Annotated in this window: 33 protein-coding genes; 29 read left to right on the top strand and 4 right to left on the bottom strand. The window is 40.6% G+C overall.

Annotation, left to right across the window (positions count from 1 at the left end; translation table 11 throughout):
• Window positions 1-92: 92 nt before the first annotated feature.
• The gene (locus tag MNQ98_RS21075; RefSeq protein WP_241929999.1) at window positions 93-716 is read right to left on the bottom strand and encodes a flavin reductase family protein; all 624 of its coding nucleotides are present in this window, start codon (window positions 714-716) and stop codon (window positions 93-95) included.
• A gap of 137 nt (window positions 717-853) precedes the next feature.
• Between MNQ98_RS21075 and MNQ98_RS21070 the strand changes: the two genes are divergently transcribed.
• The 24 genes from MNQ98_RS21070 (at window position 854) to MNQ98_RS20950 (ending at window position 17,433) form a co-directional block, all read left to right on the top strand.
• Complete coding sequence (locus MNQ98_RS21070; protein WP_241929998.1) at window positions 854-1,198, top strand: winged helix-turn-helix transcriptional regulator; 345 nt, start codon at window positions 854-856, stop codon at window positions 1,196-1,198.
• Between the two features lie 48 nt (window positions 1,199-1,246).
• Window positions 1,247-2,317 (top strand): hypothetical protein, encoded by a 1,071-nt coding sequence (locus tag MNQ98_RS21065; RefSeq protein WP_241929997.1) that lies wholly within the window; start codon window positions 1,247-1,249, stop codon window positions 2,315-2,317.
• Window positions 2,318-2,475: 158 nt separating this feature from the next.
• The gene (locus MNQ98_RS21060; RefSeq protein ID WP_241929996.1) at window positions 2,476-3,390 is read left to right on the top strand and encodes a diacylglycerol/lipid kinase family protein; all 915 of its coding nucleotides are present in this window, start codon (window positions 2,476-2,478) and stop codon (window positions 3,388-3,390) included.
• A 119-nt stretch (window positions 3,391-3,509) separates the two neighbouring features.
• Window positions 3,510-3,956, top strand: a complete 447-nt coding sequence (locus MNQ98_RS21055) for a GNAT family N-acetyltransferase (protein WP_241929995.1) — start codon at window positions 3,510-3,512, stop codon at window positions 3,954-3,956.
• Between the two features lie 165 nt (window positions 3,957-4,121).
• Complete coding sequence (locus tag MNQ98_RS21050) at window positions 4,122-5,051, top strand: GNAT family N-acetyltransferase (RefSeq protein WP_241929994.1); 930 nt, start codon at window positions 4,122-4,124, stop codon at window positions 5,049-5,051.
• Complete coding sequence (locus MNQ98_RS21045; protein ID WP_241929993.1) at window positions 5,048-5,584, top strand: NUDIX hydrolase; 537 nt, start codon at window positions 5,048-5,050, stop codon at window positions 5,582-5,584. Before MNQ98_RS21050 ends, MNQ98_RS21045 begins: the two co-directional genes overlap by 4 nt.
• Before the next feature lie 96 nt (window positions 5,585-5,680).
• A complete protein-coding gene (locus MNQ98_RS21040) occupies window positions 5,681-6,661 on the top strand; it encodes an alpha/beta hydrolase (RefSeq protein WP_241929992.1) in 981 nt (326 codons plus the stop codon).
• Between the two features lie 271 nt (window positions 6,662-6,932).
• On the top strand, window positions 6,933-7,382 hold the full coding sequence (locus MNQ98_RS21030; protein ID WP_241929991.1) for a GNAT family N-acetyltransferase: 450 nt from the start codon (window positions 6,933-6,935) through the stop codon (window positions 7,380-7,382).
• Between the two features lie 23 nt (window positions 7,383-7,405).
• Entirely contained in the window at window positions 7,406-7,783 is a 378-nt protein-coding gene (locus tag MNQ98_RS21025; RefSeq protein ID WP_241929990.1) for a VOC family protein, read from the top strand.
• A gap of 98 nt (window positions 7,784-7,881) precedes the next feature.
• Window positions 7,882-8,388 (top strand): hypothetical protein, encoded by a 507-nt coding sequence (locus MNQ98_RS21020; protein WP_241929989.1) that lies wholly within the window; start codon window positions 7,882-7,884, stop codon window positions 8,386-8,388.
• Between the two features lie 98 nt (window positions 8,389-8,486).
• Window positions 8,487-9,263 (top strand): Cof-type HAD-IIB family hydrolase, encoded by a 777-nt coding sequence (locus MNQ98_RS21015; protein WP_241929988.1) that lies wholly within the window; start codon window positions 8,487-8,489, stop codon window positions 9,261-9,263.
• A gap of 86 nt (window positions 9,264-9,349) precedes the next feature.
• Window positions 9,350-9,925 carry a hypothetical protein gene (locus MNQ98_RS21010; RefSeq protein WP_241929987.1) on the top strand — a complete coding sequence of 192 codons (576 nt, stop codon included), beginning with the start codon at window positions 9,350-9,352 and terminating at the stop codon, window positions 9,923-9,925.
• A gap of 39 nt (window positions 9,926-9,964) precedes the next feature.
• Window positions 9,965-10,345, top strand: coding sequence for an AAA family ATPase (locus MNQ98_RS21005; protein ID WP_241929986.1), 381 nt, complete (start codon window positions 9,965-9,967; stop codon window positions 10,343-10,345).
• Between the two features lie 189 nt (window positions 10,346-10,534).
• The gene (locus MNQ98_RS21000; protein ID WP_241929985.1) at window positions 10,535-11,086 is read left to right on the top strand and encodes a YfiT family bacillithiol transferase; all 552 of its coding nucleotides are present in this window, start codon (window positions 10,535-10,537) and stop codon (window positions 11,084-11,086) included.
• A gap of 215 nt (window positions 11,087-11,301) precedes the next feature.
• Entirely contained in the window at window positions 11,302-11,682 is a 381-nt protein-coding gene (locus MNQ98_RS20995) for an isochorismatase family protein (protein WP_241929984.1), read from the top strand.
• 160 nt (window positions 11,683-11,842) lie between these two features.
• The gene (locus tag MNQ98_RS20990) at window positions 11,843-12,160 is read left to right on the top strand and encodes an NUDIX hydrolase (RefSeq protein ID WP_241929983.1); all 318 of its coding nucleotides are present in this window, start codon (window positions 11,843-11,845) and stop codon (window positions 12,158-12,160) included.
• Window positions 12,157-12,753, top strand: a complete 597-nt coding sequence (locus MNQ98_RS20985; protein ID WP_241929982.1) for an HAD family hydrolase — start codon at window positions 12,157-12,159, stop codon at window positions 12,751-12,753. Before MNQ98_RS20990 ends, MNQ98_RS20985 begins: the two co-directional genes overlap by 4 nt.
• A 182-nt stretch (window positions 12,754-12,935) precedes the next feature.
• Complete coding sequence (locus MNQ98_RS20980) at window positions 12,936-13,331, top strand: VOC family protein (protein ID WP_241929981.1); 396 nt, start codon at window positions 12,936-12,938, stop codon at window positions 13,329-13,331.
• Window positions 13,332-13,757: 426 nt separating this feature from the next.
• A complete protein-coding gene (locus tag MNQ98_RS20975) occupies window positions 13,758-13,976 on the top strand; it encodes a helix-hairpin-helix domain-containing protein (protein ID WP_241929980.1) in 219 nt (72 codons plus the stop codon).
• A 20-nt stretch (window positions 13,977-13,996) separates the two neighbouring features.
• Entirely contained in the window at window positions 13,997-14,581 is a 585-nt protein-coding gene (locus MNQ98_RS20970; RefSeq protein ID WP_241929979.1) for a Type 1 glutamine amidotransferase-like domain-containing protein, read from the top strand.
• A 153-nt stretch (window positions 14,582-14,734) separates the two neighbouring features.
• On the top strand, window positions 14,735-15,175 hold the full coding sequence (locus MNQ98_RS20965) for a GNAT family N-acetyltransferase (protein WP_241929978.1): 441 nt from the start codon (window positions 14,735-14,737) through the stop codon (window positions 15,173-15,175).
• 120 nt (window positions 15,176-15,295) lie between these two features.
• Window positions 15,296-15,826, top strand: a complete 531-nt coding sequence (locus MNQ98_RS20960; RefSeq protein ID WP_241929977.1) for an SMI1/KNR4 family protein — start codon at window positions 15,296-15,298, stop codon at window positions 15,824-15,826.
• Window positions 15,827-16,208: 382 nt separating this feature from the next.
• Window positions 16,209-17,102 carry a GNAT family N-acetyltransferase gene (locus MNQ98_RS20955; RefSeq protein WP_241929976.1) on the top strand — a complete coding sequence of 298 codons (894 nt, stop codon included), beginning with the start codon at window positions 16,209-16,211 and terminating at the stop codon, window positions 17,100-17,102.
• A gap of 115 nt (window positions 17,103-17,217) precedes the next feature.
• Window positions 17,218-17,433: a sulfurtransferase TusA family protein gene (locus tag MNQ98_RS20950; RefSeq protein ID WP_241929975.1), complete on the top strand. Its 216-nt coding sequence runs from the start codon at window positions 17,218-17,220 to the stop codon at window positions 17,431-17,433.
• Between the two features lie 7 nt (window positions 17,434-17,440).
• Here MNQ98_RS20950 and MNQ98_RS20945 read toward each other — a convergent pair whose 3' ends face one another.
• Window positions 17,441-18,325, bottom strand: coding sequence for a LysR family transcriptional regulator (locus MNQ98_RS20945; RefSeq protein ID WP_241929974.1), 885 nt, complete (start codon window positions 18,323-18,325; stop codon window positions 17,441-17,443).
• Between the two features lie 150 nt (window positions 18,326-18,475).
• Between MNQ98_RS20945 and MNQ98_RS20940 the strand changes: the two genes are divergently transcribed.
• The 5 genes from MNQ98_RS20940 to MNQ98_RS20920 all read left to right on the top strand — a co-directional run bounded on the left by MNQ98_RS20940 (window position 18,476) and on the right by MNQ98_RS20920 (window position 22,035).
• A complete protein-coding gene (locus MNQ98_RS20940) occupies window positions 18,476-19,165 on the top strand; it encodes a YeeE/YedE thiosulfate transporter family protein (protein WP_241929973.1) in 690 nt (229 codons plus the stop codon).
• Between the two features lie 72 nt (window positions 19,166-19,237).
• Complete coding sequence (locus MNQ98_RS20935; RefSeq protein WP_208918612.1) at window positions 19,238-19,465, top strand: sulfurtransferase TusA family protein; 228 nt, start codon at window positions 19,238-19,240, stop codon at window positions 19,463-19,465.
• Between the two features lie 20 nt (window positions 19,466-19,485).
• Complete coding sequence (locus tag MNQ98_RS20930; RefSeq protein ID WP_241929972.1) at window positions 19,486-20,046, top strand: YeeE/YedE thiosulfate transporter family protein; 561 nt, start codon at window positions 19,486-19,488, stop codon at window positions 20,044-20,046.
• A gap of 66 nt (window positions 20,047-20,112) precedes the next feature.
• A complete protein-coding gene (locus MNQ98_RS20925; RefSeq protein WP_241929971.1) occupies window positions 20,113-21,336 on the top strand; it encodes an FAD-dependent oxidoreductase in 1,224 nt (407 codons plus the stop codon).
• Window positions 21,337-21,468: 132 nt separating this feature from the next.
• On the top strand, window positions 21,469-22,035 hold the full coding sequence (locus MNQ98_RS20920) for a DUF1697 domain-containing protein (RefSeq protein WP_241929970.1): 567 nt from the start codon (window positions 21,469-21,471) through the stop codon (window positions 22,033-22,035).
• 111 nt (window positions 22,036-22,146) lie between these two features.
• On the opposite strand, the gene MNQ98_RS20915 is transcribed toward MNQ98_RS20920, so the two are convergent.
• Both MNQ98_RS20915 and MNQ98_RS20910 read right to left on the bottom strand, forming a co-directional pair.
• The gene (locus tag MNQ98_RS20915; protein WP_241929969.1) at window positions 22,147-23,007 is read right to left on the bottom strand and encodes a sugar phosphate isomerase/epimerase family protein; all 861 of its coding nucleotides are present in this window, start codon (window positions 23,005-23,007) and stop codon (window positions 22,147-22,149) included.
• A 31-nt stretch (window positions 23,008-23,038) separates the two neighbouring features.
• Entirely contained in the window at window positions 23,039-23,917 is an 879-nt protein-coding gene (locus MNQ98_RS20910) for a sugar phosphate isomerase/epimerase family protein (protein ID WP_241929968.1), read from the bottom strand.
• Between the last annotated feature and the right edge of the window lie 106 nt (window positions 23,918-24,023).

Below are 24,023 nucleotides of genomic sequence, written 5' to 3'. Positions count from 1 at the left end.
CGGAACATGAAAGCGCAATAAAAGCAGCGGCAGTCTAGGATTTTTTTCGTCCTAGTTCTTCGCTGCTTCTTTTCTTGATAAAATCCATATTCTTAACGATTGCCTGGTCCGAGCGGAAATGCAGACGTCAATCTGGCAAAGTCATCGGCTAAGTTTGCCAATGGCTTCCAGCTATCCACTGCTGTTTTATAATTTCCTGCATAGGCGGCGGAGTCCAGCTGCACACGTTCCACGATTCCAAGTACCAGATGATCCCCGCCCACAGGAATAATTCGATCTAGCTTAAGCTCGAAAGCGATTGGCGCTTCAAGCACCGCCGGCACATCGACGCTCTTGCAAGGCTTTGGCGTGACTCCTGCAAGTTCAAACTCATTCTTCTGCGGCCCGACATTGGCGGATGAACGATGCATCGCCTCGCCCAAAGGTTCGGAGACCATATTAATGACATACTCTCCGATCTCGCGAATATTGGTCAGCGTATCCTTGACTGTACCTTCCCGTTCTCCTACGCCCGGACCGATGGAAATAAGCAGTGTCGGTGGGTTGCGAGAAGCTACGGTAAAAAAACTAAAGGGCGCTAAATTGAGAACGCCATCCTTGCTTTTGGAGGAAACCCATGCAATAGGTCTCGGTACAACCGAACCGATCATCAGCTTGTACATTTCCTGCTCGCTTAAATCGCTTGTAGTAAATTCGTTCGCATCATGCCTTGGCATAGTCATCATCCTTTCTTTGCTGTCCGTCAGCATCTGGAACTCATATAACACTTCGGCTAGCCTTAAGTATAAACATGTGCCCAATATAAACTAGTACGCACTTTTAGGTGCGTACTTACTTTAAGGAGAGGATTCTGATGATCAAACAGACCCAAACTACGGAAAAACTAAATAACCTGACTCCGTTTGACTATACCTTAAGCATTATTGGCGGAAAATGGAAAATGAAAATTATGTATCAATTAACCTGCCAAAAGGTTACGCGTTACGGAGAGCTTAAGAGGCGCATTCCGGAAATCACTCACAAGGTGTTAAGCTCCCAATTGAAAGAATTGGAAGACAGCGGTATTGTCAAACGGGAAGAGTTCCGACAAACACCTCCAAAGGTGGAATATTCATTAACTCCAAGGGGCAGAACTTTGATGCCAATACTTGAGGAGATGTGCAAATGGGGAGTGCGTAACCAAATGCCTTCGAACTGAGTCGGGATTGCTGGGAACAGTATACTTAATGAAAACAGGAGTGTAGAGATGATTCAAACTACAGAAAAACTTGTACAACTGTTCAGGTCTGAACAAAAGATTGATGCTAGCATTCTTACATCCTATTGCCATATTATATCTATGTACGGAGATAAGGAGGATGCAGCGGCATTATTTGAAATCTTCTCAGAACAACCCGCCGATTACAGGCGCACACTGCTGCTGGATTCTGTTATGAGATGCGGAGACTTAGCACTGGCTGAGAAACTAAATTATTTTTGCTTTGAGAAGGGGCTACTCAGAGAAGGTATGCCCAGCGAAGTTCTACATGTGCTGGGATATATGGGGTATGAAAAATATATTGACTATATGGTAAATTGCATTTGTGCAAACGACTGGTATTTGTCCAAAGATGCCTGTCTAGGTCTTCTGCATCTTCCTTGTGAATTGTATCAGGCAAGGTTGGAGAATGAGTTGGAAAAGGTATACGGGCAGCCGCTTTTTCCTGAATTTCTGCCAGCTCTAAGTTTTAAATTTGCAAATGAACAAATCGTTCCTAGGCTGATTTCGTGGGGGCAACAGGCATCTACGGATTGTAATGCGGGGCTGGTACTGGGTATTTCCATGTTTGGCAGTACACAAAAAGAACAAATAAAATATATATTAATGGAACCTCATTGGGAAATATACAGTATAGGAACGGGTAGCCATTGGTGGGGTTATATGGCCATGCAAATGGTCGAACTGACATTCATAGAACTTATTTCGGATCTGAAGGATCGGACACCTATTGGTGAGAACAATGAGGATGGCATCGAGGATGAGCGAATGATAGAACACAGGTTTGATGTATTACACGACCTGCTAGAATTGAAGCTGGTTGGTGATCCACACCCAGTAAGGTTTGCCCCACTCAAACAAGAGAGGATAACCGACCTCTACCAAGAGTTGTTTCAATGGAGTAATGAGCATACGGATGACTCGGTGACAGGCAGAATCAGCAGTTACTTGGGTTACCGTCATCTGCTGCTTGAGAAGTATATGCAATTACGAATGAAGATGGAAATGGGCATGAGGCAAGAGCTAGAATTACAGGCCTTTGTAAGCAGCAGCAAATAATTTAATATCTAATCTAATATAGTATATCATCTATCCCTAACATCCTGAATAGTCGAGAAGGCTAAAAGCAATTTTGGAGCATAGTAACGGGCCCGTCAGCTTCGATGGCCTCTTCTTCTTGTGGTGTAATACAGGTGTAGTCAAAATAGGAGGCTGGAATGATTCTCTTCATAGTGAACAGTCTGTCCGGAAACGGACAAGGATTAAAGGTGTGGAAACGAATACAACCCTTGCTTCAGGAAAAAGGGATCCATTATCGGGTTGAGTTTCCGGATAATCCGGTTCATGCCGTGCAATTGTTACTGAAAAATGTGAATGAATCGGATCAAGTGAAAGCTGTTGCGGTTATAGGAGGCGACGGCACGGTACAAAGTATTGTCGGCGAATTGGCAGGAAGCAATATCCCGTTAGGCATAATTCCAGCAGGATCGGGTAACGATTTTGCCAGGGCTTTAGGGATACCATTAACTCCCGAAAAAGCGCTGGACTATTTACTAACCGGAGCGATCCAAAAAATAGACATAGCACAAAGCGGTAACAAAACTTATACAACCATTGTTGGTATCGGGATTGATGGAAAAATAGCACAAACTGTAAATCGTTCGAGGTATAAAAAATGGTTGAACATGCTCAGATTGGGTCGTTTGGCTTATGTAATAAGCTTGCTTCAGATATTAGCCCGCTATCGCCCTCATACGGTAAATATTAAAGTAGACGAAGTAGAAACGATTTTTTCGGACGTATGGCTCATTGCCGTGGCTAATATCCCGAATTACGGTGGAGGAATGAACATTTGTCCCGAGGCTTCTTATACGGATGGGGTATTTGATATTTGTATTGTGCACGGAATTTCCCGTTTTGAAGCGTTACGACTACTTCCGCGGGTATTTTTAGGAAAACATATTTTTCGTCCTGGGATTTCGATGCTTCAGGGGCAAGAAGTTGAAATTTCATCGAGTTCTCCTATGCTGGCTACTGGAGATGGGGAAATAATCGGTGAAACGCCTATCGATATTTCGATTCGTAAACAAGCAATACATATCATGTGTCAAGAAAATAGGCGAGTGGGTTGAAAGAATTGATGTGAGAAAATAGCTCGGACATCCATATACATGCAAACGCCGCATTTTAGGAATTAACATCAGATAACAACGAAATAAATGTAATACTTGGAGAGAGAAGGTGCAACGAGTTGAGTACAATAAGTAGGCTTATACGTGAAGATGAGTTGGAGGGTCTGTTAACTCTATACAAATTTTTGCAGCCAGAAGATCCGGATCTAGATCGAAACCAGGATTTATTAGATCATTGGAACGACATCTTAAATGATCGGAACATGAACATCATTGTAGTTGAACATGAAGGAATCATCGTTGCATCGTGCGTCTTGGCCATCGTTAAAAACTTAACGAGAAATGCAAGACCATATGGATTAATTGAAAATGTCATAACACATGAGGAATATCGAAAGAATGGATTTGGACAAATGGTACTAGATAAAGCTATCGAGATGGCAAAGGGAAAGAACTGTTATAAAATTATACTTTTGACAGGAAGAGACGAAGAAGAAGTCCATCGATTTTACGAGAGAGCAGGGTTTGTTAAGGGGAAGAAAACGGGATTTGTTCTAAACATATAGAGTTAGGGCAATTGTAAAAATATTAAATATGAGTGATTTGGTGGAGAAGGAAGACAAACTCAAAGAAGTTGTTGCTAGGTGGCTCGAAATGACGAGCTCATATTAACGACTATTCACAGTCGTTATCTAAAACCCTAAACTTGTTAACGAGGGTGATGAGTCTAAATGAAAGAGAAGGGCGAATACGCATATGGTGGAATCGTATTTAATGATGAAGGAAAGGTTTTGATGAGAAGTCCAGCAGGATATTGGGGCGGATATGTATGGACTTTTGCAAAGGGAGGGGCTGATCCTAGCGATAAGTCTCCTGAAGAAACAGCAATAAGAGAGGTTCGAGAAGAAACGGGATATCAATGCACAATCATGGCTCCGATATCAGGAGAGTTTGAATCTGATACATGTGTCACAAAGTATTTTTTAATGAAGCCATTGGCTAGAGTAAGCGGTTATGATGAGGAGACTCAGGAAATAAGATGGTTCCACATAGAGGAAGCATTCGAAAAGATTAATTTAACCAAAACAATCAAGGGTAGACGCAGAGATAGGGATGCTTTGATTAGTGCAATACAAACAAAAAAAGGTGCTGACGACGTGAAAATTCAAATTACAAGAATTAATAAAGAACAAGAAGAGCTATTTTTAAATTTGTACAATTTATATTTATACGATTTATCTGAATTTACTGGTGAAGATCCGAAAGATGATGGGAAGTTTGATCCAACGAATACATATTTATATCTTGAACGAAACGAATTGCATCCATTTTTCATCAATTATGATGGCAAAAACATTGGATTTATTCTAGTGTGTTCTCCTCCATATGTACCGGAAGGAGTCAATTATACGATCCAGGAGCTATTCTTATTAAAGAAATATCGAGGGTTAAATTTAGCAGCAGAAGCCGTAAGTTTAGTTCTGGATCAATTCTCAGGAACATTCAAAGTAGATCAATTGGAACGAAATAAGGCCGCAGTTGCATTTTGGAAGAAGTATTATAAAAACAAAAATATAAAGTATGTTGAGCAAGAAGAGTTGATTGAGATTGATGGATTAACAGGGGAACATAAAACCATTTCACAGGTGTTTGTTGTATGATAAAGTACAATATTTGTTTCATTAGTCGAGGTGACGAGATTCTGTTATTGAATCGTCAATTCGAACCTTGGATGGGATGCTGGAATGGAATAGGCGGTAAGCTGGATAACAATGAATTGCCAAGAAACTCGATGAGACGTGAAATATATGAAGAAACTAATATTCAAGAATATACATTGCATTTTAAAGGCGTTGTTACTTGGGTAGTTGATGAAAAAATCGTTGGGGGAATGTACCTTTATCTTGCTGAAGTTTCTGAACAATACGTATACGACACACCGATAAAAACGGTTGAAGGAATATTAGACTGGAAACCAACGACATGGATTATGGATAAAAACAATGTAGGAATTGCTGCGAACATTCCGGAGTCTCTAGAACTGATCCTAAATGATCCTCTTTGTTACCAACACCAATGTAAGTATAAGGATGGAAAACTAATTGAACATACATCTATTGTAATAGACCCATTAATTGAAACAAACGAAGGGATTAGAGAAGCATTTTTAGCTAAGTATTTGATCTCAAATTGATAAACAAGACCCGGCCAATGATAAGAGATATCTTAGAGTCGGGCTTCGTTGTAAATACAAGCACTTTTTATAACCTTACGGAAGAGGAGTGGAAACTTGAAAGTAACAAGGAATGATTACCTTGACCATTTTTTGAGAACCGCATTATCTATCGTAGGATTTCCATTATCAGTGACACAATTTATTTTGTCCAAAAAAGATAGAACTAAATTCAAACCTACAGGTCAGATTGTTCATATCGGTTCTAATAAACTGCATGTGAACGTCTCTGGTCAAGGATCGCCAACTGTAATTCTCGAAGCGGGAATGGGTGCTTTCTCATTGGATTGGTGCTTGGTGCAGCCTGAGATTTCAAAATTTGCAACTGTGATCTCATACGATCGAGCAGGGTTTGGTTGGAGTTCAGCGACCCATAAAAAGTCAACTTGTAAGGATTATGTTGATGATCTTCGTCAAGCATTGTCCGCTTTAAATTTGAAACCTCCATATGTTTTAGTGGGTCATTCGTACGGTGGCTTGATCATGCGTTTATTTGCTGCGGAGTATCCAGAAGAGGTAGCGGGATTAGTGCTAGTTGATTCTACTCACGAAAACCGATTTTTACATGAATTCATGGATTTAAAACGAAAAGAACAATGGAATAAAGCCAAAAAATTGTATAGACTCGGTTACCTGCTGTCTCCTCTTGGCATTCCAAGGTTTATGAAATCTTCTTTTGTCGGATCTAAAAGATTGCCTTCTGCTGAACAAAGAATGGTTAAAGCGTTAGGCTATCAAACAAAGGCATATAGAGCCATGTATTTAGAGCTCATAAATTCAATGGAAAGTGGTCGGCAGCTTCAAAGTGTTAAGAAATTAGCAGCCCAATTGCCTGTTATCGTACTAACTGCAGGGAAGCAGGATGAGGATTGGAAAAAACAACAAACTGAGTTATTGAGCTTAACAGACAGTACAAAACAAATCATTGTTGAAGATAGCTGGCATTCGATCCAAATACATAATCCCGACATTGTAATAAAATCCATTAGAGAAATGGTAGATGGAGGGGGACAACTAACATCTAACACTTCGCGATGAATGCTTGTTGGGACATGGACAGGGCGAGCATAATTTAGATGTTCCTGATCGATTAAATATTAAACATCCGACTTTAACGGCCAAGGGAATAATCCAAGTTATCTAACAGAAGATCTTGATCGACTGATAAAATACATCCCACGACGGAACTATAAATAGCTATAGACAATTGTTGAGGGAAAAAGGATTAACAAGGACTGATTTTTTAGGAGAAGCAGGATATTATCAGGTCAATTTATAATAGGCTTTTTGCTGGAGGAAACGCTAGGATATGAATAAATTTATCTATCAAAGAGTGACTGATTTTAAGCCTGAAGATCTTGCCGAATTGTTAGCTCAAAGTACTGCAGAAGGTTTTCAACATATCAATCGATTGATAAATGATTATATTACAGGGATTAATAGATTTCATAACGAAGATGAAGCATTGTTTGAATGTCGAGTACAAAACAGGGTCATAGGAATATGTGGATTGAATAGAGATCCGTACTCTGAAGAAGTAATTGGTAGGGTTAGAAGACTTTATGTTCTGAAGGAATTCAGGAGATATGGTATTGGGAGAAGGCTTTCAGAAGAAGTAATAAACACCGCAAAAAGTCATTACCGAAAGCTTGTATTAAAAACGGATAATCCTAATGCGAGTGAATTTTATAAGGCCCTCGGATTTAAGGAAGTTATGGAGGATGAGAAAGTCACTCATTATTTAGAATTGAGAATATAAATTACTCGAGAGAAGGTGCACATATGAATCAAGGATTTTCGCACTGCCTACAAATATTCCCGGCACCGAATCTAAATAAGACTGCTCAATTTTATGAAGGGATTGGATTTAGGGCTGACTATTACCTTGAATCGGCTGAGCCTCATGTTTGTCTTTATAGGGATTCCATAGAGATCGTGTTAACCAAATCCAAGAATAATGAAATTATTCCGAATCGAATAAGCCATGGTTATGGTTACGACGCATACTTTGTTTCTTATGAGCAGAAGGCGTTAGAGCAAGAATTAATGGATTTAGGAATTAAGATAGTACGACCATTATCAACAACGGATTATAACAATCGTGAATTTGTATTCGAGGATATTGACGGGCGATGGATCGCAGTTGGGAACAAACTTTAGAGGATGTACCTCATAGTTAAAGGACTAAATATGACAGTACGCTTTCTTATAGAAATAGTTATATTATTTTCATTGTAGGATAGATCGGAGGGGTCGAAGTGAATCCACAATTTGTCGAAAACATAAGTGATATTATTTTTATTCAAAGGCAACAACTTTTTACCAGAGCAGATGCGGTTATTTATCATCCAGGCCACTTTCCTGAGTTAAATGAGCAGATATCTAATCTGTTTCATGAAGAAGGGTTTAATCATCTTTTTATCCCAAATGTATACAATAGTTTCTTGCAGGCCAACGAATATGAATACCACACTCCTCTATTAGCTGAGCTTGGTATACCAGCCGATATCATTCATCCCATAACAGGAGAGTTTAATGATGGATGTGATGTTGTTATTGGTGCGGTTCAGCAACTAGACAAAGACATGAGGAATATTTTGTTGGCAGGCAAGGCATTTTTCTGTAGACGCTTCTTAATCTTGGCAACTCTTCACGCTGATTCTAATAAAATATTCGATGTATTACCGCTGTTGGATCATAGAGGAATTGACAAGGATACTGGAATAGAACAGATAAAGGGAAAGCAAGAGTTTTTAATGAAATGAAAGTGATCAATAGCATACTGAATGGATAGATATTGATTATTGTTGATAAGGGCCGAGTTATAGTTATTGAGAAACATTTGGGGGGGGGGGGTTACACAATGTACAAGGTTGTATTTTTTGATGTTGATGGGACCCTATTCAGTGAGATTGATAGAAGTATGCCACTAAGCACGCTAGAAGCAATTAAAAAACTGATTGATAAAGGAATTAAAGTGGTAGTTGCGACAGGCAGACCTTACAATCTCTGCGAAGAGCTTATAGCGATAGGGATTGATACTATTATTTCCGCTAACGGCGCGCTAATAAAATGTAATGATGAAACGATTTATAAATCAGTGCTGACGACAGAAACGGTTAGGGAAATCACGTACTTTGCTGCCTTAAATGGTCACGGCATTTCCTATTTTACGGAGCGGTATTCCATGAACGGTATAGGTTCTGATAATGAGCGAATTATGAGTGCCTTACAAGAAACATTGAGTCTTACAGAGTATCCTGAAAAAATGAGTTCTCTAACAGAACAGGTATACGGGATGTGTTTATATGCAGACGATAGTGAGGCTCAAAAATTCATAGTCAAATTCCCTGCACTCAAGTTTAAGCGATGGCATGGCTACGTGATGAGCATATTTGAAGAAACAGAGGCTTCCAAATCGAATGCCATTAAGCAAGTACTAGAGCACTTCAACATCTCCAGGTCAGAAGCTATCGCTTTTGGTGACGGCGGAAACGACATCGATATGTTGGAATATGTAGGACTGGGGATTGCCATGGGAAACGCTGAGCAAGAGCTCAAACAAAAGGCTGATTTTGTTACCAAAAAGGCAAGTGAAGACGGAATCTCTTACGCTTTGAAAAAGTTTGGTGTGATATAAATCAAGTTGAGTAAGGGAACCCGGCCCATCACTTTGGGGAAATGCATCTGAAATGATGCATTCATTCTCTAAAGGAGGAAGTACATATGGATATAGATGAAACCATTTTAAAGAACGTCATTCAGGGTAATCCTGAGGGGGATTTTTACCCTTATAACATAGGAGTTCTAAGCCTGAGTGCAGTTGATGATTATATCAAAGCATGTGTGAACGGATTGAAAAATAATCAAAATGTAGAATTTGAAGCAGATTACAACCATTATGGAAGTGGTTTTTCATCATATGTGGATGTGTTCATGTGGTTAAAGGATGGATCTTCAACGAAGCAGAAAAAGGATTATTTGCTCATTGAGGGAATACATCTATATATTTGCAGATTATATCCGGTTGCGGTATATGGTACGGGATCGGTAACACGGAATATTGGAAACAACGGGAGAAGCCATGGATTTTTGCGACCAAAAGGTTTGGAAACAAGTCCAGAAGGTGAGCAGTGGAGAAGTATGATCTTAAATCTTCAGAACCGATTGAATGAATATCAATATGTAATCCCTTTTAAAGAATATTTGGACAGCCCTTTGCCTTTTTCAGCTGATATTGAGACAGTCCTGGATGAGGGCCACTACAAAATTTTTGATGCATTTTTCTATTGGGAAGATTAGATATTTGTTATTTATTATTGATCTAAGGAGTCGGTTTCTTTGAAAATACGCATTGTTGGTCCTTGTGGGAGCGGGAAATCTAGTTTAGCTCGAGCATTATCTAATGAATTTAATATCCCGTACTATGAGATCGATAATATGATCTGGGATAGAAGTGAGGAAGATCTTAGATTTCCGGAGGAAGTACGCAACGCAACATTTTTCAAAATAGTACATTCTGAGTCATGGATCGTGGAAGGTGCGCAATCCAAATGGACAGGGGAAAGCTTCAGATATGCGGATATCATCTTCATTCTTGTTCCTAACGTCTGGGTGAGAGATTATAGAATAATAAAGAGATTTATTAGATCAAGAACCGGGATTGAAGCATGGAATTATAAACAGACTTTCAGCAATCTAATAAAAATGATGGTGGAGTGAAATCATCGATATGACTTAAAAGAGGTATCAGACTTGACTCAAACCTATTCAAATAAGAGATTTTATATTAAGAAAAAAAAGGATGCCATTAAACATATACAGGACTATATAGGTTCAGCACGTAAAGACAATGACATCGCATAGAAATACTTGTCCTTCATTACTTTTTAATAGGGGTGTTATAAGCGTATGGAACGAATTCGGTTTCCCCTCGGTCATTTTGAACCGATACTTAATCCTACGAGTGAAGAACGAAAAAACTTCATCAATCAGATCCCTGATATCACAATAACACTGAGAAATCTTTTGAAGAACCTCGAATTTGACCAGGTCCGAATTCCATATCGTCCAGACGGTTGGACAATTCAGCAAATCGTACATCACTTAGCCGATAACGACATGAATGCATACTTACGGTTCAAAAGAGCATTAACTGAAGATGAACCTCTATCTGATTCATATCGTGAAGACTTGTGGGCAGAATTGAACGATTACAGAGAAGTCCCCATCGAAACCTCAATTTCACTTCTTGAAATACTCCACAGTCGGTTTCTCATCTTACTCAACGGATTAAACCCAGAAGATTATAATCGAAAGTTTAGAACTCAAGTACTAGGTAAAATCACTTTAGATACAGCTCTCCAGAGGTTTGTGTGGCACAACCAACATCATATGTCCCAGATCAAGGCATTCATAGACAGCACTTTACAAGCTTCGGGAGGTTATATGAATGACAACTAAAAAAGCCTTATAAATAATCGATGTACAAGTCGGCATGTTTGATGAGTCTGATCCCGTGTATCAAGGGGAAATATTACTCTTGAAAATCCAAGATTTAATTGAATTAGAAGTACTTCAACGGAGAAGGCGGAATTATGCTGGAGAAGCGAAGCGGTCGCCTTTGTCCCTGGATTTCAACAATTTTATAAATACATAAAAGAAATCTGGGGGCAACAGTGATCGGAAGAATAATCCGCGTTCGTAGTGATGTTCACACTGGACAACCAGGATGGTATATTCATCCTTCCGTAGAACCGATCAATACAGACATCGTCATCGAAAAGAAGACCCCGGATTCTTTTTATAACACTACGCTGCAACAGGAGCTTGAAAACAAAGGCATTCAAGAACTTATTATTACTGGGATTCAATCAGAGGTATGTGTAGATACGACTTGCAGGAGAGCATTCAGTCCGGAGTATAACGTTACTCTAGTAAAAGACGCCCATAGCACATGGGATACAAAAGATCTGACTGCGTCACAGATCATTAGCCATCATAACGATGTGTTACGTTGGTTTTCCACTAATAAATACAGTGATGAAATTATGTTCTGATCATTCATTATGAGTATTGATGAAAGGGTGGGTTCAATGCTGGAATTTATTACGGAGGTGCCAAGAAATAAGCAAATAGGTGGAGTTCATTGCGTCCCGATCCTTGAGAATGGAAACCTGGTGATGGTCTGGGATAAATATGAACAGGTATTAACGACAATTGGGGGGGCGATTAGAAGAGAATGAATCATTATTTGATGGCTTGAATAGAGAAGTTATGGAGGAAGCTGGGATAGAACTATCGGACGAAAGAACTCTTTTTGCAAGCTGGTATTGGAAAGAATTTGACGCTTATAGGCTTTATTATTTAGCAAAAGTTAAGAATTTTGTTGAGCTGCCAAAAGGTTATGAAACGACCGGTTATGTCATCATGAATTTTGAAACAGCGATAGATATGATTAAGAAAATCGAAGGTAGAGAAGAACGGATTGAGGTCATTAGAAGAGCAGGAATTATATCTGGCCAACTCGAAAAATGATTAAACCACAGCTTGTGCTCGATATAGCAGGAGTTATCGTAACTAATCTTTCTCCTTCGTATTGGGAAGAGATTGCTCAGATTGCCGACATTTCGTATAACAAAATAAAAGAATTATTTAAGCAAGAGGTTCGGGATGCATTATGGACGGGGAGAACGAGCGAGCAGCAATTTTGGGAATGGCTTACCTTGCATTGTCCGACAATTGAAACTCAATATGCAAGGCAATTAATGGATAAACATTTGAAGGTTTTGCCTGCCATAAAACATCTCGAACATTGGAGTCAGGTCGCAGATATTCATCTGCTGAGCAATCACCGTCATGAATGGCTAGTCGATCTTCTAAAACCGGTTGAACCATACATACAAACGATAACGATCTCTAGTGAGGTCGGTTTTTGCAAACCCGATATCTCGATCTATAACCTTGTTAATTCCCGGATCAAAAGTGAGTTAATCATTTATGTAGATGATCAAGAGAAAAACTTGGATACAGCCAGACATCTGGGGGGGATCGCTATGATCGCAGATCAGGAAGGCAAGTGGACAGATGGGATAACCAATATATTAGAGAAACACAAAGAACTAAAGTAATAGAAGTACTTCAACGGAGAAAGCGGAATTATTCTGGAGAAGCGCAGCGTTCGTCTTTGTCCCTGGATTTCAACAATTTTATAAATACATAAAAGAAATCTGGGGGCAACAGTGATCGGAAGAATAATCCGCGTTCGTAGTGATGTTCAGGCTGAGAATTTAAAGGAAAAGGAGCAATTAAAATGAATAACATCTTTCAACGAATTGATTGTAATTTCATACCCGTTTCCAATTTACAAGAATCAATAACATGGTATGTCGAAGTGTTTGGATGTAAATTTGCGTGGGAAGAGGACACCGGGTATGCTGCTCTGCATGTATCCATACCATCTGAAGGAATTCATAAAGCACATGCGATGATCACCTTGGTAGAAGCTGAGGATTTTAACCCTCTCTGTTTCTATAAGAATGGCGAAGTACATCCTTATATGAATTTCTTCACTAAGGATATCGAAAGTGCTCATCAAGTGCTAACGGATAAGGGATTAAAGGTAGAACCAATTGTAGACGAGGGAAATCTTAAATTTTTCAATTTTTTTGAATTCAACGGACATTATATGGGCGTCTGTAGTTTTTGATGAAAATAAGATTAAACGAAACCCGGCCGAAAAAAGAAACAAACAAATGCCGGGTTTCGTTATTAATATGTGAGACCGGATATTCGCTGGTTAGCAGAGAATCGTCTGATTGGTGGCATTGACCAGATTACGGACAATACTGATTTTCGGAAGCTTAGCAGGTGGAGAGCGGGAGATGTTTTGAGAAAGTTCTTTGTACAGAATCTTACAGATAGCAAAATTCAACACAATAATGAAAAAGGTGATATAGATGAAGAGTAATTTATTTAGAAACCTTTGATTTTCAGGCATTGGATTTTTATTTGAAACATGGATATGAAATCTTCGATGTATTGGACAATAACCCTAAGAACCATAAAAGATATTTCTTAAAGAAAACGATAGGAACGGTCTGAAAAAATGTTTAGTGATGTGGAGGGAATGAAGTTGAAAAAGGACAACGCGTATAAACAGGAAAGTGATCTCCCGACCAGATTATCTAAGCCGGCCCAGCGAGCACTCACCAATGCAGGAATTTCGAAATTAGAACAGGTATCTGAGCTCAGTGTGACCGAGCTAAAGGGGCTGCATGGTATAGGACCTAAAGCAGTCGAACAGCTTCGTGATGCTCTAGAGGTGAAAGGCCTAAAGTTTGCCAATAACTAAGGAATGAGGAGGGGCTTTGGATGTCGGTATTTTTAACATCAAAAGGGTTCTACGTTCCTGAAGTTCTTCAAGGATTTATTGAACATATTAATAAACAAAACATACCAAAGGAAATTTGCATGATTACAACGGCGATAAGAGATCAGCATGATCGAAAATTCCACATCGCAGAAACAGAAAAGGCACTGAAGGAAGTAGGATTTTGGAAGGTTGATTTTCTGGATGTGGAATTTGACGATCCGCATACGATGAAGGAATATCCTATTATTTGTTTATTTGGTGGCCATCCGTTCGCTTTGCTGGATCTAATTAAAAAGTCTCAAACAGATAGTATATTATCTGAACTTCATAGCATTGGCAAGCTTATCGTAGGACATAGCGCTAGAGCTGCTGTGCTCGGGAAGACAATAAGACATGTGCACTTGTTACATCCAGAATGGAATGATATAGATTTAACGAATTTTGATGCATTAGGGATCATTCAAGGCGTCGTTTTACCACATAGCAATCGTTATACAAATCAAGAAGAACGGTTATCGGAGTTTGAATTGCACGAAGAAGGCGAATTACTAAGAATCGCTGATGGTGAATTATTGATATTATAGATTGAAATTTTGAAAGGAGTGATGTGGTATGAGTAACTTATCCATCCTGTTAATAAATGTTGAAAAGTTGAGAGTGTGTGAAGGTCAGTTGCTGTGTAAATCAGAGTAGAGGAATTTGCTAACAGATTTCTCTATTCAATAGGAGGAGTCTATATGATTAGTTTAAGAGAAATTGATCGTTCAAATTGGGAAGAATGCATTCATCTCCGTGTAAGAGAAGAGCAAGAACGGTTTATGGCTTCAAATCTCTATTCCATCGCTGAGGTTCAATTTCTTCCTGGATTTATGACGAGAGCCGTTTTCCTCGATAATAAGACAATTGGTTTCCTCATGTTCGGTATCGATCCTGATGATCAGAATTATTGGATTTATCGATTTATGATTGATGATCAGTTTCAGGGAAAGGGCTATGGGAAAGCGGCAATGAACCTGTTAATACAACAAATAGAAGAGGCCGATAATCGAACAGAGGTAATCATGATCGGTTATAATCCTGACAATGAAGGTGCAAGAAGATTGTATAAGAGTGTAGGATTTGAAGAGATGGGCTTGGCTCCTTGGGGAGAGGAATTAGCAAGATACACCTTTAAGTAGTAGGAGTTGAGGATGGTAATAGCTCTACAGAGCAGCCATTCGCACAATTAAGCATGGAAATAGACCGTTACTACCAAGGGCGGTCTATTTCATGGTCATCACGTACTAGGAGAATAAGTTATGGTTAATGAAGCTGAGTTATTATGGGAGCGTATTATTGAAAAAGGGATAGGCATAAATGAAAATTTTGCAGAAGCATTAAATCTGCAGCCTGGTGCGAAGGATGAAGAATTCCAGCTGCTTGAGAACACGCTGGGTGTTATACTTCCTGAGCAAATGAAGGCTTTTCACAAAATATATAACGGCCAGGAATGGAATCTGGGGGTTGAACCTTTCGTGCGAAATCTGACACTCTCTCCTATTTCTCAAATTATTGATAACTGGCAGTTTCTGCAGGATGAATTTGATCCTGAGGATATGGAAGCAGATATAGAAAGCGGTATTAAGCCTCTTCTGTGGAATGCCAAATGGATTCCGATTGCAGAAAATGGTGGTGGCGATTATCTCTGTCTTGACACAGATCCATCCGAAACTGGTGTAACAGGACAAGTATTATATCATTGGCACGACTGGGGAAAGCGATCTGTTGAAGCGAGCAATCTTTTTGAATTCATCGAAGTTTGTCTGGGTGAAGATTCTTTGCACGAATGAAGATATTGTCTTAAAGAGAGGGTGCTATGAAGAAAAAGTATGCTCTAACCTTTTTTTTCTACTACTCGTTTTAGTTGGTTGTAAGGAAGAAAAAGATATATTGTTCGATGATCGTGACATTAAGTTTAAATTAATTCATTCCAGTTCACATAGAATGATCTATTGAAACGACGATACTTCAACGGAGAAGATGGAATTATTCTGGAGAAGCGCAGCGGTCGCCCGAAAGCTTTCCACAGGAAAGCTCGCATCGGAAGCATAAACTGTCACCGGATTTTCAACAATTGAATAATATTCAAAAGAAATCTGGGGGCAACAGTGATCGGAAGAATAATCCATATTCGTAGTGATGCTTCATATTAAACGTTAAGGAGCCTGTTTAATGAATGTAAACATTCGTAACTATTATGCTAAAGATGCACAGGATATTGCGGAAATTAACTTTCTATTTAATCTGGCCTATCAATATAATGGAGATTACAAACCGGAAAATATTTTTTGCGCAGAAATCGATAATCGGGTTGTTGCAACAGGTTATTTGGAACCGACGGAGTCATGCGAATATTTGGACAAGGAAGGGAAGGATTCGAACTACGTTCACCGTTTTATATTGGAGACAGATTCCCATGGGTACGAACAGCTGGAGCAGGAGATATTTGAGCGAATTTTGGATAGAGCAACACAGATTAAGAAATCGTACCCACATAAAAAAATCCAGATCAGCCATGCCTGTGAACATACTGATTTGGAGTCTATTGATTTTCTATTTTCCAAAGGGTTCTACCATTCTTTAAATTACTTCATAATGAAGCGTGATTTGACTCTGCCAATGCCAGAATACAGTCTAAACCATGAGATTGAAATCAAACGTTGGGCGATGGGGACAGAAGCTGAGAAAGAGCTGTATTTGCAGGCTGAGGAGGATAGTTCTGGAGAGTCGTGGAGTAAGGCTAGACTAAACTGGTTTATGGCTGGGTCGGAATGGGATACCATTACAGCATTTCATCATGGGAAACCAATCAGCAGCTGTATGACGTGGGGAATTTCCTCGGACAGAAGTGCAACGGAACAGATTTTTACACATCCCGATTGGAGAAGGAAAGGTGTGGCGAGGGCAACCATTATTGAAACCATGAGATTTTTAAGAGATGAGAAACAAAAAAACGAAGCAACTCTAGGTGTAGTGGGAAGCAACCAAGCGGCAATCCGATTATATAAATCACTGGGATATGAGTTAATCGATATACACTTGCTTATGGTTAAGGATATAGTATGAGGACCAATGAATAAATGAGGTCTAACATTGCGGGAGGATCGACTATGTCTGCAGAACAAGATCATAAGAAGAGAGTGCTGGAAGTCGTTACCGTGAAACAGCAGGAGGGGGACATATGATTGAAATTGATTGTCTGGGTGAAATCTGTCCCGTCCCTGTTATGATGTTAAAAAAACATCGAGATGCGATCCAGAGCGGCGAAAAGGTCATGTTAGTCACGGATCATAGCTGTGCGAAAACAACAATTGCTGATTATTGTCGTAGCGCCAATATGAACTGCTCCATTGATGAAGTGATCAACGGAGTATGGGAGATCACCATCCAAGTGTGATTGCGATTCAACACAATGTATCAATCAGTGTTTTTTCTATATATCGGAGTAGTTGCTTCGTGTCGTTATCGCCACGCTGATTCTGTTTTTTTATCATATAGACCTCATTACATATTTGAAATTGATCAATATTTATGATCTTGAGCTGTTTACTATACAGCTCCTTTTTTATGGATATGTACGGAAGAAAAGCGGCTCCATGGCTTTTGACAGCTGCGAGTTTAACCGCTTCAATAGAGTCCAGATTATAAAGTATATTTAAGTTTAATTCCCTTTCAAGAGCGCTATTTATGGCCTTATGAACATAGCAGAGCTGAGCCGACCAGATCAGCGGATAACGGGGAAGCTCGTTTAAAGTAATCTCATCGGGACAAAGGGTCGAACGGCTTGTTACAAGCATGACCTTATCCGCGAACACCTTATAGGAACTTAGTTCCGGATTGGATGAAGGTCCAGAAATAAACCCGATATCGCCATCTTCCAGCAGAATACGCTCTTCGATCATGGAAGAGGAGCCTTCATTCAGAGAGATATGACATTGCGGAAACTGTTTCTTTACTTCATACAAAGTGCAAGGAAGGGCATAATTGCATACTTCCGGAATGGCATAAATAGACAAACAATGTTGGCTCGGTTTCAAATGATTGATCTCTGTAATCATATCATCATACAATTTGCAGATTTGGGCAGCGTATTTTTCAGCAATGATTCCCGCATCCGTAAGGCTCGCCCCTTTATTGCTCCTGTGAAGAAGCTCCGTTCCGAGTGTATTCTCCCAAGATTTCAATTGCTGGCTAAGTGCGGATTGGGTGAGGTGAGATTTCTGGGCAGCTTTTGATATGCTCTTTAATACAGCAATATCCAGAAATATTTTAAGCGATTCCAAATTCATAAATCCATTCCTCCTGATGCTCGAAATTGAACATTTTAAAGTGCCATTAGCAAAACTTATACAGCATAAATAAAGCATATAACTACGTCCTTAATAAGTATGTTACTATTTTCACATAGTCAAATGAATACAAATGTTGGGGGTGTAACCATGGGACAAATCGATCGTCCCGAAACGAAGTCAACCCGAACCAGAACACCGAGAAAGCCTAAGAAAAGTCAATTGCCAATTGCTTTGTCGGTAACGGTCCTCGTCATTGTATTAGCTTTCTTCTTAAACCAGTACAACGACAAAATGGGTATCTACTTGCTCTTCGGTATTTCGTTTGGAGTTATTTTACAAAGATCCCGTTTCTGCTTTACCGCTTCTATGAGGGACCCATGTATTACAGGCAGCACTTCCGTTACAAGAGCTGTATTAATCGCATTCTCTCTTGCTACGATTGGATTTACAGCGATTAAGTACTCAGCGTTCATGGATGGAAATCCGATTCCGGGCATGGGGAATGTCGGTCAGATCAGCTTTGCCTTGGTCATTGGGGCTGTATTGTTTGGTATAGGTATGGTTATTGCTGGAGGCTGTGCGTCAGGAACCTTGATGCGTGTAGGGGAAGGGTTTACGATGCAGATGCTGTCACTTTTGTTTTTTGTCATTGGCTCGCTTTGGGGAGCGCATGATATGGGCTGGTGGCGGGCACACGTCATTAAGGACTCGCCGGCTGTATTTTTGCCCGATGTGTTCGGATGGCTTGGTGCGTTAATTGTCCAGTTTCTAATTATTCTTCTGCTATATATCGCGGCAGTAAAATGGCAGGAGAAAAAGATGGGCAGCGCCGAATAAGTTTAGTCTTATAAGTGAATATATTCACAATCAAAATGAACAAAAAAATAATTATTAAAGGTGGTTATCAAGATGGCTGAATTTACACTTGATTGTATGGGAGAAGCTTGTCCGGTTCCGTTGATGAGAACAGAGAAGAAAATGGCTGAACTAAATGTAGGCGACGTTCTCATTGTATCCATAGACCATAGCTGTGCGATGAAGAATGTTCCAGAGTGGGCAAGAAAACAAGGACATAATGTTGAGATCGAAGAGATTGATGATGGCGAATGGGAAGTTGTTATTGAGAAGGCGAAATAGAATTCCGGGGAGAAAGGACGGTGAGTGAAGCGGTGAATGAATTCTGGTTAAAAATATCCTCTAACCGCTTTTACAAAAAGCTGCTGAAAGAGCCGTTAACTTATGTTACCGGAGCTGTACTTCTCGCTGTGTTTGCTACTGCTCATCTGGCCGTTTTCTCTAAAGGATGGGGAGTTACGGGTACATTTGCGGATTGGGGAGCATGGTTATATCAGCTTGTTGGCGGAAATGTTGACAACTGGTCCTACTTTAGCTCGGAAAAATCCCAAGAAACGCTATCCTCCGGGTTTCTGAATGATGGCGGATCAATTCGAAATCTGGGTATTATCGTGGGAGCATTACTAGCAACACTGTTTGCATCCGAGTTCAAGTTGAAAAAGATTAAGTCGAAAAAACAGGTTGCGGCTGCTGTTCTTGGTGGCTTGCTCATGGGATACGGCGCCAGATTGGCTAATGGATGTAATATTGGTGCACTGTTTACAGCGATCGCTTCTTTATCCCTTTCAGGCTGGATCTTTGGACTGTTCCTGTTTGTAGGTGCATTTATAGGCAGCAAATTGTTAGCTAAGTTTTTTATGTAGAACCGAGAATGAATCAAGATTCAGGGCTGACGCAAGTCAGCCTGTTGTACAAGAGGGGGGAAGGAAATGAATAAGAAAACGGAGCATTACGATGTTGTCATCATCGGCGGAGGAGCAGCAGGTTTAACTGCTGGTATTTACTGTGGACGTGCAAGACTGAAGACACTTCTATTAGAAAAATCTCTGGTAGGCGGACTCGCCACGTATACCAATGAAATAGAAAATTATCCTGGATTTCCAGAAGGAACGACAGGTACGGAGCTCATGGGACTGTTTCATAAGCAGGCCAAAAAATTCGGCGTGGACTTTAAAATGACCGATGTCAAAGCGGTAAGTGTAACCGAGGATAAAAAAACAGTTGAAACCTTCCGGACGAATTATGAGTGCAAGGCGATTATCATTGCCTCGGGCGGTAAACCAAGGGTTACTGGTGCAACGAATGAGGATCAATTTTTATATGATAAAGGGATTTCCTTCTGTGCAACATGTGATGCGGCAGCCAATACGGGTAAAACCGTTATGGTTATTGGAAGCGGGGATGCAGCGATTGAAGAAGGGATGTTCCTGACCAAGTTCGCGGATAAAGTAATTGTGTCTGTCATGCATGATCATGGCAAAATGGATTGTAATGAAATCGCAAAAACCGAGGCGCTGGAAAATCCTAAAATGGAATTCATCTGGAATACGGTGGTGGATTCTTTTGAAGGGGAAGGTCATCTGGATACCGTTGTACTTAAAAACTTAAAAACCAATGAACGGCAACCCGTCAAGGTTGATTCCTGCTTCCTGTTTATCGGATACACACCGAATACGGAAGTACTAACCGGCGTCGTGGACATGAACCGGAACGGATATGTTCTTGTTAATGAAAAAATGGAAACGAACATACCTGGTGTCTTTGCGGCAGGAGATGTATGTGATAAGTTTCTTAAGCAAGTGGCTACTGCGGTTGGTGATGGTGCGATTGCAGGATATGGTGCAGAAAAGTATATTTCTGAATGTGAAATTTACGAGAACCAGATTCAGAATCATGGCCATCCTTCGGTTGTTTATTTATGGAACGCTACGGATGCCGCGTGCCGTGAATTATTACCCGTTATCGAAAAATTTGAACAAACTCATTCGTCAGAAGTACGGGTTACGAAAATCGATGTATATAAGTCGCCTGGGCTTGCTGCCAAGTTAGGTGTAGATTCTGTTCCTTCTATCGTCTATCTGGCTGACGGAAAAATTCAATCCGTAATCACCGAAAATATAAATGAGGACGCTTTAAATCGACTTTTATCGTAAATCTTATATCAAGTAATAAAGCCTTTCCGAAATCGGAAGGGCTTCTTGTTGTATAGCTTCTGGTCTTACAATCTAGTGATTATCAGATGTATAATCATAGAAGAATGAATGCGGTTTAAGGGAGTGAGAGGTGTGGCGATCTATATCGCGTTATTACGAGGGATTAACGTAGGCGGTAAGAATATGATCAAGATGGCTGAATTGAAAAAAATGTGTGAAGCTTTGGGTCTGAATCGAGTTCAGACGTATATTCAAAGCGGAAATGTTCTTTTCGAATCAAAAGAAGAGGAGAGCACATTACGAAAGATCATGGAGAATGAGATTGAAGCCGTGTTTGGATTTTCAGTAAACGTTATTATAAGAACTTCTGAGGAATTGAAAAAGATTGCCGCGAATAACCCATTTTCCGAAGAAGAAGTTACTGCAGCGGAAGCTTCGTCTGTGGGAGAGTGCTTATACGTCTCATTGCTGCAGGAAGAACCATCATCGGAAGGGATAGAAAGGCTGAGGGTTTATCAAAGCGATAACGAACAGTTCCGGATAAATGGGCGAGAGGTATTTCTGTTATTCGGCCATAGCGTACGCAATTCCAAACTTGCAAACAATCTTCATAAGTTAAATGTCCCGGCGACGGTTCGCAACTGGAAAACAATTAACAAGCTCATCACGCTTGCAAGTGCCATGGAAGAATCTCGATGAAATAAAAATCCCCTTTTCGGTTAACAACTACAAGGACATCTGAGCAGATGTGACCTTGAAGTTGTCAGCCTCGAGGGGATTGTTAGTATCATTTATGGATGATTGAGTGTATTACACTTCGTTCCAAATGCGGTTTACATTGTCGAAAGCAATCTTGGTACCTCGGGTGCACTCTTCCATACCTTCATATTCAATCGACATGTAGCCGTCGTATCCAGACTGCTTCACGATGCGCAATATTTCATACATATCGAGGTCACCCTGTCCTGCAATAGCCCCACGAAGGTAGTCACCGCTTGCGCTGGTGAACCAGCCTTCACCTGGGTTACGGTACGATGGACGGATATAGAAATCCTTAATGTGAACCATCGAAGCGTATTTCAAGTTGTTTTTCACGGCGGCTACTGGATTTTCGTCTACACATACGAAGTTGCCGACATCCAGTGTCGTCTTGAAGTTAGGCCGATCTACCGCGTGAATCAGAGATTGTACACGGTCGCTGGCTTGAACATAGTAGCCATGATTTTCTACGCTGGTTGTAATGTCATACTGCTTCGCATGATCGGCAATTCGGCGGCAAGCGAGTGCGATCTTTTCCAAATCCTTGTTAAAGTTAGCAATGGATGTATCCGGGCGGGAAGCTACATCATGACGCATCAGCTTAGCGCCAAGGCGGTTAACACGATCTACTTCGCTTATAACACGGGCAATTTCCGCTTCATACTGCTCTTCCGTTTCTGTAATGAAGTTCGCCCCAATCGCGTAATTGGAAATATCAATGCCTACAGATTTGGCCTTCTCTACGATTTGTTCTTCGAGTTCGGGATTCACATCAAAGTCGAAACCGAGTTTTGGCACGATTTCAATATGCTGGGCACCAATCTCGGCTGTCCACTCAATCACTTCCGCGATGCTCATTTTTTCCGCATGCATCGCTTGAAATAAACTATAAGAACTAATCCCTAACTTCATGCTGTTTGCTCCCTTCAGATGTTAACTTCATTTAGCCTCGATAAGATTTGATGAACTCAACGGCTTTACGGATATCATGCTCCGGATTGCTGCCGACTTCTCTTTCGATGGTTAAGTAGCCGCCATACCCGATTTCTTGAAGTGCTGCAAAATAGGCTGGAAAATCCACTTTTCCCTCACCCAGCGGTACTTCTTCAAATGCGGCACCGGAGGCTGCCATCTCGGCAATCTTCTCGTGATCCATCGCTCCGTATCCGAGAAAACCGTATACGTCTCTAGGATCAACCGGGCGAATACGATTTCCGTCCTTGACATGGGTGTGAACCAGATAATCTTTCAACAGCTTAACGCCTTCTACAGGGTCGTCGCCTGTAACCATAACCATGTTGGCGGGGTCAAAGTTGACTGAGACGCCGTTCGTGCTCAGCGTATCCAGGAAGCTCTTCAAATGCGCAGCCGGTTCTGGTCCAGTCTCAATGGCGAAGTAGGCATTCATGCTCTTTGCATATATGCCAAGTTCGTCACAAGCCCGCTGCATGGCGTCATAAATACGGCCGTTTCTATCGTCAGGAACGATACCGATATGAGTGGTCACGACGGAACTGCCAAGTTCTACAGCCAGATCAAGGATGCGCTTGGATTTTTCCACTTTCTCAGGGTTAGCTTCAGCATCCTGGAAGCCATGTCCGGCCAAGTCACCGCAAAGAGCAGAAATCTCTAGTCCTAGTCCGTCAATGTAGCTGCGAAGTTCTTTGCGTTTGGTTGGCGAAAGGGTTGCAGGATCCATCTCGCCGGATACGGCGTAGATTTGAACGCCATCGGCTCCAACTTCTTTTGCTTTTTTTAGGCCTTCCATAACGCCTACTCCGAAGCTATCTACAATAACACCAATTTTGTTATTCAAATTCATAGCGGCTTTAGCCTCCTAAGTATAAAAGATAGTGTGAATTACTTCGTGATCAAAAGTGGTCGGCTTTTCAGCACCGAGAAGTTTATGAGAACCCGAAGAAGGAGGA

The sequence above is a fragment of the Paenibacillus sp. N3/727 genome (genome assembly GCF_022637315.1).
Lineage (GTDB): Bacteria > Bacillota > Bacilli > Paenibacillales > Paenibacillaceae > Paenibacillus_AQ > Paenibacillus_AQ uliginis.
The sequence above is the reverse complement of the archived record's forward strand: the minus strand, read 5'-3'. Positions and strand labels throughout refer to the sequence as shown.

Bases quoted from the DNA above. Each gene is read 5' to 3' on its own strand.
- MNQ98_RS21075 (WP_241929999.1), bottom strand. From the start codon at position 716: ATGCCAAGGCATGATGCGAACGAATTTACTACAAGCGATTTAAGCGAG.
- MNQ98_RS21070 (WP_241929998.1), top strand. From the start codon at position 854: ATGATCAAACAGACCCAAACTACGGAAAAACTAAATAACCTGACTCCG.
- MNQ98_RS21065 (WP_241929997.1), top strand. From the start codon at position 1,247: ATGATTCAAACTACAGAAAAACTTGTACAACTGTTCAGGTCTGAACAA.
- MNQ98_RS21060 (WP_241929996.1), top strand. From the start codon at position 2,476: ATGATTCTCTTCATAGTGAACAGTCTGTCCGGAAACGGACAAGGATTA.
- MNQ98_RS21050 (WP_241929994.1), top strand. From the start codon at position 4,122: ATGAAAGAGAAGGGCGAATACGCATATGGTGGAATCGTATTTAATGAT.
- MNQ98_RS21045 (WP_241929993.1), top strand. From the start codon at position 5,048: ATGATAAAGTACAATATTTGTTTCATTAGTCGAGGTGACGAGATTCTG.
- MNQ98_RS21030 (WP_241929991.1), top strand. From the start codon at position 6,933: ATGAATAAATTTATCTATCAAAGAGTGACTGATTTTAAGCCTGAAGAT.
- MNQ98_RS21025 (WP_241929990.1), top strand. From the start codon at position 7,406: ATGAATCAAGGATTTTCGCACTGCCTACAAATATTCCCGGCACCGAAT.
- MNQ98_RS21015 (WP_241929988.1), top strand. From the start codon at position 8,487: ATGTACAAGGTTGTATTTTTTGATGTTGATGGGACCCTATTCAGTGAG.
- MNQ98_RS21010 (WP_241929987.1), top strand. From the start codon at position 9,350: ATGGATATAGATGAAACCATTTTAAAGAACGTCATTCAGGGTAATCCT.
- MNQ98_RS21000 (WP_241929985.1), top strand. From the start codon at position 10,535: ATGGAACGAATTCGGTTTCCCCTCGGTCATTTTGAACCGATACTTAAT.
- MNQ98_RS20985 (WP_241929982.1), top strand. From the start codon at position 12,157: ATGATTAAACCACAGCTTGTGCTCGATATAGCAGGAGTTATCGTAACT.
- MNQ98_RS20980 (WP_241929981.1), top strand. From the start codon at position 12,936: ATGAATAACATCTTTCAACGAATTGATTGTAATTTCATACCCGTTTCC.
- MNQ98_RS20970 (WP_241929979.1), top strand. From the start codon at position 13,997: ATGTCGGTATTTTTAACATCAAAAGGGTTCTACGTTCCTGAAGTTCTT.
- MNQ98_RS20965 (WP_241929978.1), top strand. From the start codon at position 14,735: ATGATTAGTTTAAGAGAAATTGATCGTTCAAATTGGGAAGAATGCATT.
- MNQ98_RS20960 (WP_241929977.1), top strand. From the start codon at position 15,296: ATGGTTAATGAAGCTGAGTTATTATGGGAGCGTATTATTGAAAAAGGG.
- MNQ98_RS20955 (WP_241929976.1), top strand. From the start codon at position 16,209: ATGAATGTAAACATTCGTAACTATTATGCTAAAGATGCACAGGATATT.
- MNQ98_RS20950 (WP_241929975.1), top strand. From the start codon at position 17,218: ATGATTGAAATTGATTGTCTGGGTGAAATCTGTCCCGTCCCTGTTATG.
- MNQ98_RS20945 (WP_241929974.1), bottom strand. From the start codon at position 18,325: ATGAATTTGGAATCGCTTAAAATATTTCTGGATATTGCTGTATTAAAG.
- MNQ98_RS20940 (WP_241929973.1), top strand. From the start codon at position 18,476: ATGGGACAAATCGATCGTCCCGAAACGAAGTCAACCCGAACCAGAACA.
- MNQ98_RS20935 (WP_208918612.1), top strand. From the start codon at position 19,238: ATGGCTGAATTTACACTTGATTGTATGGGAGAAGCTTGTCCGGTTCCG.
- MNQ98_RS20925 (WP_241929971.1), top strand. From the start codon at position 20,113: ATGAATAAGAAAACGGAGCATTACGATGTTGTCATCATCGGCGGAGGA.
- MNQ98_RS20915 (WP_241929969.1), bottom strand. From the start codon at position 23,007: ATGAAGTTAGGGATTAGTTCTTATAGTTTATTTCAAGCGATGCATGCG.
- MNQ98_RS20910 (WP_241929968.1), bottom strand. From the start codon at position 23,917: ATGAATTTGAATAACAAAATTGGTGTTATTGTAGATAGCTTCGGAGTA.